The sequence below is a fragment of the Massilia sp. 05N420 genome (genome assembly GCF_056397205.1).
In genome coordinates, this window is the sequence record NZ_JBFTMX010000082.1 from 1 (window position 1) to 6,441 (window position 6,441).

Genomic DNA, 6,441 nt, shown 5'->3' on the forward strand with positions numbered 1-6,441 from the left:
CCGGGGTTTCCGAGGAGCCGTCGAAAAGATATTCAGGAAGAAAAAATGGCATTAACTTTTCATTAACTAGGTGCGAGCCTGCCAGCTTTCGAGACGGTTCGGTCTATATTTTTCAATGGAAAATCAATGACTTACAGAGACGAGTCGTGCCCTGATCAAAGGCGCACAAGGATTGCGGTATGGCTGAAGAGGCCGCTTCGGCACAAGCTACGGTCCCTTGAAGGCAAGGTCGGGGTGGGGATTCGTTGGATCGAGGACTTCGTGTTCGAACGAAGATACTGTTTGAATTGCAGCGGCTATATCGAAAATCGAGAGCTGGAAACAATTCATTCGGCAGCCCTGCCGCATTCGATGGCCTATCAGGCAGTTACTTGTGCCGCGCTCCGTGAATTGGTCGATGAGGTGAAAAAGACCGATATCGTATTCGATCATTTCATCGACCTCGGCTCGGGAAAGGGCAAGGCTTGCTTTTACGTCGCTACGCGGTTTCGGTTTCGTAAAATTATTGGTGTCGAATTTTCCGGGCCGCTCGTTGAAATTGCCCGAGATAATGCTGCCAAGTTTGGCGTGGATAATATTTTCTTTGTTAATGCCGATGCAGCTTCCTTTTGCCTGCCGCCTGGCAATAACCTGATTTTCTTGTTCAATCCATTCGGCGAATCCATTCTGAGAAAATTTCTAGAAAGTAATATGGATCGCTTCAGGCAAAGCCGATCGATCATTGCTTACGCCAACGACCAGCATCGGCTTTGCCTTGCCAGGGTTGGCTTCGTTACTCTCTTCCGGAACCAGGACGCCCAGAGTTCCCTGCATCAATACATGACTGGTTGAGCCGCGATAGGGGCGGCAAGACAGTCAAGTTGTTGCTACGGATGAAGAAATAGGGAGGCTTGCTTGAAAGCAGCGCCTTGCGTTTCAAGATATTGCGGCACGCGGTATTTCATGCGCAATGGGTAGCGCATTCCGCCATGGTGAAGATTGTCGTTACGATCCTGTCGAGAATGGCGAGTTCCATCGTACATCGGCAATACTCTTGACAGAACTCGCGCCACCAGGCCGACCACCCTTACGCCGATAATGCGACGGTTTCCTTGGCGGTGGAAGGACTCGCATTTACCTTATGCAGCAGGATGTTTGCAACATGCTCGGCATTGGAACGGGATAGATAAGGGCCCATTGGCAAACTCATTACCCTGGCGGCCATTTCGTCGGCAACCGGGCAGGTATCCCTGATCTCTGGCGAGGTATAGGCCGGTTGACGATGGATAGGCATGGGGTAATGAATTGCAGTTGGAATTCCGGCTTCCTTCAGCGCGGCCTGCACCCGGTCCCGTTCTTCGAGAACGACCGTATATTGTGCGTAGACGCTGCTGCGTTCCGGTAAAACGCCGACCAGGCCGATCCGGCCCGACAGAAGGGCGTCGTACCAAGCCGCCACCGTGGTGCGCTCCGCCAGCTCCCAATCGAAGCGCTCGAGCTTTGCCAGAACAACGGCACATTGGAGCGTGTCCATGCGTCCTCCTACGCCGATGCGCGTATGAACGTAGCGCTGCGATTGCCCGTGCACGCGAATTTCACGTGCTGCTTTGGCAATCTCGTCATCATCGGTGAACAGTGCCCCACCGTCTCCGTAGCATCCGAGAGGTTTGCTCGGAAAGAAGCTGGTACAGCCGATATCTGAAAGATGGCAGCTTTTTTTGCCGCGATAGACTGCGCCGAAGCTCTGCGCCGCGTCTTCGACGACCGCCAGACCATAGCGCTGTGCAATCCCGTTAATCTGATCCATGTCGGCTGGCTGACCGAACAAGGATACAGGCATGATCGCCCGGGTGCGGGTGGTGATGGCAGACTCGATCAGCGCAGGATCGATATTGCAGGTTCCGCAGTCGATATCGACGAATACCGGCTTTGCGCCGACCAGGACGATTGCCTCGGCGGTGGCGATGAATGAGAACGGTGTTGTGATCACTTCATCACCCGGACCGATGTCGAGCGCCATCAGGGCGATGATCAATGCCTCGGTGCCGGATGAGACTGTGACGCAATGACGCGCGCCGCAGTACTCTGCAAGCCGTGTTTCGAGCTCTGTCACTTCCGGCCCCATGATGTACTGACCGTGGTCGAGAACGGTCTGGATGCGCTGGTTGATCAGGTCGCGGGATTGTTGATATTGGGATTTGAGGTCGATGAATTCCATGGTCGATTCACTTGGCTGGTTCAGGAAAGCGGGCCCAGGCGCCGGCGCTTGTGCTGTAGGAAAGCATGCAAGTACCGTCTCGCAGGATGTAGAGATCCTTGGTGTGTTGGCAGCGTGCCTCGGCATTACCGGTCAGCGGCAAAGAGAGGCGTTCGCCGAAACGGCTGATCCATCCGATCTGGCGCGCCGGTACGCCGGCCATCAGTGCAAACGCCGGCACGTCGCGGGTGACGACCGCGCCCGCGCCGATGAAGGCGTGCTCGCCGATCGTTACCCCGCAGACGATGGTCGCGTTGGCGCCGATGGTGGCTCCGCAGCGTACCAGCGTGCGCCGGTATTCGTGCTTGCGCGTGACCGCCGCCCGTGGGTTATAGACATTCGTGAAGACCATGCTCGGTCCGCAGAACACATTGTCCTCGAGCGTCACGGCATCGTAGACCGAAACATTATTCTGGATCTTTACGTTGTCGCCGATCACAACGTCGTCTCCGACGAACACATTCTGGCCGAGCGAGCAGCCGGCGCCGATGCGCGCCCCCGCGCAGACGTGGGCAAAGTGCCACACACGGGTTCCCTCGCCGAGCACGGCGCCATCATCGACGATCGCGCTGAAGTGGATGTTGGTATCCATGTCAGTAAGCCAGTGGCAAGGCCACACGCTGGCCGTCGCGTGCCGACTTGTATGCCGCGATCAGCACTTCCAGCGACTTCAGCCCCTCACGGCCGTCGGTTTCCGGCTCGGCCTCGCCACGCAACACCTTGATCACGTTGTCGTAGTAGAGCGGGTGGCCGAAGCCGTAAACGGAACTCGTCTCATAGCTGGCGTCGCGCACCTTGTCGTCGTCCGGATCCGGGGTGGCGAATTCCCAATGCTGGATCTCGTTCACAGCGACGCCGCCGATGCGTACCGTGCCGCGCTCGCCCAGTATCGTGATCGAGCCTTCCAGATTGCGCGGGTAGGTGAGCATGGTGACATTCATCGAACCCAGCGCCCCGTTGCGCCAGCGCAGGCTGAGCACCCCGGTATCCTCGACCTCGATGTCGCGTGCCAGCGTGGCGGTATACGCTTGCAGGCTCTCGACCGGGCCGATGATCCATTCGATCAGGTCGACGTAGTGGCTGGCCTGGTTCATGAAGGCACCGCCGTCGAATTCCCAGGTGCCGCGCCATTTCGCACTGGTGTAGTACTCCGGCGGGCGGGTCCAGAACACATTCAGGTTGACCATGTAGATGCGGCCGAAGCGCTTCTTGTCGACCGCCCGCTTGAGCAACTGGAGCGTGGCGTTGCGGCGGTTCTGCTTGACCACGAACAGGCGCACGCCGGCCGCGTCGGCGGCGGCGACCATGCGCTTGCCGTCCTCCCAGCGGGTTGCCATCGGTTTCTCGGTCATCACGTGGTGTCCGGCTTGCGCGATCTGGATCGTCTGGTCCGGATGCATGCCGGACGGTGTCGTCAGGATGAAGGCATCGGCTTCGCATTTTCGCAACATCTCGTCCAGGTCGGTATAGCCGGGGACGCGGGTCAAGCCTACAGCGTGGTCGAGGGCACGCGGATCGACGTCGCAAACACCGACCAGTTCTGCACGCTCATGATGCTTGCGCAGCGCATCGAAATGATTGTTGGCGATGCGGCCGCAACCGACCAGGGCAAAGTTGATCTTGCGGTCGGTAATGGGGGCGGGATAGGGGCGCATGGCGGGATCCTCAAGCTTTCACGACGTTGGACATGGGGGCGAGGTAGACACCGCGGGTGTCCACGATGAGCGGTGCGTGTCTCTGGATCAGATCGTAGTCAAAGGCGGAGTGCGCGGTCGCCAGCAGCAGCACGTCATAGGAAGCGATGCTTGCGGGTGTCAAATCGACGCTCGCGAGGTCGAACCGGTGCTCGCGCATGCGCGGGAAGACCGGTACGTGCGGATCCGAATAATGAACCACGGCGCCCTTGTCCCGCAGGATCTCCATCAGTTCGACCGAGGGCGACTCGCGCATGTCCTCGACATCCTTCTTGTAGGCGATGCCCAGCACCAGCACCCGGCTGTTCATGACGGACTTGCTGCGCCGGTTGAGTGCATCCGTGACCTTCTCGATCACCCAGTGCGGCATTTCACTGTTGATTTCGCCCGCCAGTTCGATGAAGCGGGTGTGAAGTCCGTAGGCGCGCGCTTTCCAGGTCAGGTAGAAAGGATCGATCGGGATGCAGTGCCCGCCCAGGCCAGGGCCAGGGTAATACGGTGTGAAGCCGAAGGGTTTGGTGGCCGCTGCGCGGATGACCTCATGGATGTCGATGTTCATGCGGTCGGCGATGATCTTCATCTCGTTGACCAGGCCGATGTTGACGGCGCGGTGGATGTTTTCCAGCAGCTTGGTCAGCTCGGCGGCGCGGGTCGAGCTGACCGGCACCACGCGGTCGATGGCGGGGCTGTAGAGGGCGATGCCGGCCTCCAGGCAGGCCGCGGTCACGCCGCCGCAGACCTTGGGAATGGTGCGTGTCTGGAAGTCCGGGTTGGCCGGATCTTCGCGCTCCGGCGAGAACACCAGGAAGACGTCGCGCCCGACAATGAAGCCGCGCGATTCCAGCCGCGGCTTGAGTTCCTCGTCGGTGGTGCCGGGGTAGGTGGTGCTTTCCAGCGACAGCACCTGGCCAGGGCGCATGAAAGGCAGCAGGGCGTCGGCGGTGCCGAGCACGAAGGACAGGTCCGGTTCGCGGTAGGCGTTCAGCGGGGTCGGCACGCAGATGATGAGCGCGTCCGGCTCGCCCGCGCGGGCGAAGTCGGTGGTTGCCTCGAATCCCGTGTCGTGCGCCTTCGCGATATCGCCGGCCTTGATATGGTTGATATAACTTTCCCCCCGATTCAGACGCTCGACCTTGGTACCGTCGATATCGATGCCGAGGACGCGGAAGCCTGCCTCGACATAGCGCAGCGTCAGCGGCAGGCCGACGTAGCCCAAGCCAACGATGCCGATAATGGCTGTGCGGTCACGCAGCTTGTTGACAAGCTGCTCCAAGGATGCTGGCTTGCTTTCATCACGCATGGAAATCCTCCTGAATCGGTTAGGGAGAGGGGCAAGGCGAATCAGATAYGGAACGAGACGGCTTTCTTGATCAGTCCCAGACGCTGCGGGGTCCGGACGGGCTGGGCGGCTGGTGCGCTTGGTGCGCTTGGTGCCGGCTGGGGGCTATATTCGGTGACGATGGCCTTGACCATCGACTCGATCATCTTGCGATCATGGGTGTCGCAGGCCATCATCAGGCAGGTGATGAAGGTGTCGAGAACCCCGGGGCTCAAGGCATTTTCTTTCATGCGCATGATGCGCGGGTGGTCGCTGGGGAAGATCACGCCGTCGGTCAGCAGCTCCTCGTGCAGCTTCTCGCCCGGAAACAGGCCGACGTAGCGGATCTCGATGTCGCCGTCCGGATTCTGGACGCCTTTTTCGGTCAGGCCGTGCAGGGCGATCATGGTGCGCGCCAGGTCGACGATGCGCACCGGTCCGCCCATGTCGAGCACGAACACGTCGCCGCCCTTGGCCATCGCGCCGGCCTGGATCACCAGCTGGGCGGCCTCGGGGATCAGCATGAAGTAGCGCGACACTTCCGGGTGGGTRATGGTCAGCGGGCCGCCGCGCGCGATCTGGCGCTGGAACAGCGGGATCACCGAGCCGGACGAACCGAGCACGTTGCCGAAGCGGACCATGCAGAAGGTGGTGYGGGCGCCATGGCGAGCCGCCGCGGCCTGGAAGATGAGTTCGGCGATGCGCTTGCTGGCGCCCATGATGTTGGTCGGGCGCACCGCCTTGTCGCTGGAGATCAGCACGCAGGTCTCGATGCGGTGCCGGGCGGCCTGGGAGGCGACGACCTGGGCGCCGACCACGTTGTTGCGCAGGCCCTCGACGATATTGSTCTCGACCAGGGGCACRTGCTTGTAGGCGGCGGCGTGGTAGATGGTGTCGACCTTGCCGTCGCGCAGGATGCGCTCGACCAGGTCGGCATTGCATACCGAGCCGAGGTGGGCTTCGATGGGGATGTCGGGAAAGCGGGTGGCCAGCTCCTGGCGGATCGTGTAGAGCGCGAACTCGGAGTGGTCGAGCAGGTGCAGGCGGCTCGGCGCGACGGTCACGATCTGGCGGCACAGCTCGCTGCCGATGGAGCCGCCGGCGCCGGTCACGAGCACGGACTTGCCGCGCACGCAGCGGGCGAACAGGTCGATGCGCGGCGGCACCGGCGGCCGGCCGAGCAGGTCTTCGAA

General features: G+C 60.7%; 6 protein-coding genes. 1 reads left to right on the forward strand and 5 read right to left on the reverse strand.

Annotation, left to right across the window (positions count from 1 at the left end; all coding sequences use genetic code 11):
• Positions 1 to 126 precede the first annotated feature (126 nt).
• Positions 127 to 831 carry a methyltransferase domain-containing protein gene (locus AC1DIX_RS27170; protein ID WP_477328398.1) on the forward strand — a complete coding sequence of 235 codons (705 nt, stop codon included), beginning with the start codon at positions 127 to 129 and terminating at the stop codon, positions 829 to 831.
• A 235-nt stretch (positions 832 to 1,066) separates the two neighbouring features.
• Here AC1DIX_RS27170 and AC1DIX_RS27175 read toward each other — a convergent pair whose 3' ends face one another.
• From AC1DIX_RS27175 to AC1DIX_RS27195, 5 genes are all read right to left on the reverse strand, one after another.
• On the reverse strand, positions 1,067 to 2,197 hold the full coding sequence (locus AC1DIX_RS27175) for a DegT/DnrJ/EryC1/StrS family aminotransferase (RefSeq protein ID WP_477328400.1): 1,131 nt from the start codon (positions 2,195 to 2,197) through the stop codon (positions 1,067 to 1,069).
• A 7-nt stretch (positions 2,198 to 2,204) separates the two neighbouring features.
• Positions 2,205 to 2,828, reverse strand: a complete 624-nt coding sequence (locus AC1DIX_RS27180) for an acyltransferase (protein WP_477328401.1) — start codon at positions 2,826 to 2,828, stop codon at positions 2,205 to 2,207.
• 1 nt (position 2,829) lies between these two features.
• Positions 2,830 to 3,891, reverse strand: a complete 1,062-nt coding sequence (locus AC1DIX_RS27185) for a Gfo/Idh/MocA family protein (RefSeq protein ID WP_477328403.1) — start codon at positions 3,889 to 3,891, stop codon at positions 2,830 to 2,832.
• Positions 3,892 to 3,901: 10 nt separating this feature from the next.
• Positions 3,902 to 5,230, reverse strand: a complete 1,329-nt coding sequence (locus AC1DIX_RS27190) for a nucleotide sugar dehydrogenase (protein ID WP_477328405.1) — start codon at positions 5,228 to 5,230, stop codon at positions 3,902 to 3,904.
• Between the two features lie 41 nt (positions 5,231 to 5,271).
• On the reverse strand, positions 5,272 to 6,441 hold a 1,170-nt coding region (locus AC1DIX_RS27195), incomplete at its 5' end, for a UDP-N-acetylglucosamine 4,6-dehydratase family protein (RefSeq protein WP_477328406.1).

What these genes read in the sequence shown, in the direction of transcription:
- AC1DIX_RS27170 (WP_477328398.1), top strand. Translation starts at nt 127, where the DNA reads ATGACTTACAGAGACGAGTCGTGCCCTGATCAAAGGCGCACAAGGATT.
- AC1DIX_RS27190 (WP_477328405.1), bottom strand. Translation starts at nt 5,230, where the DNA reads ATGCGTGATGAAAGCAAGCCAGCATCCTTGGAGCAGCTTGTCAACAAG.
- AC1DIX_RS27175 (WP_477328400.1), bottom strand. Translation starts at nt 2,197, where the DNA reads ATGGAATTCATCGACCTCAAATCCCAATATCAACAATCCCGCGACCTG.
- AC1DIX_RS27185 (WP_477328403.1), bottom strand. Translation starts at nt 3,891, where the DNA reads ATGCGCCCCTATCCCGCCCCCATTACCGACCGCAAGATCAACTTTGCC.
- AC1DIX_RS27180 (WP_477328401.1), bottom strand. Translation starts at nt 2,828, where the DNA reads ATGGATACCAACATCCACTTCAGCGCGATCGTCGATGATGGCGCCGTG.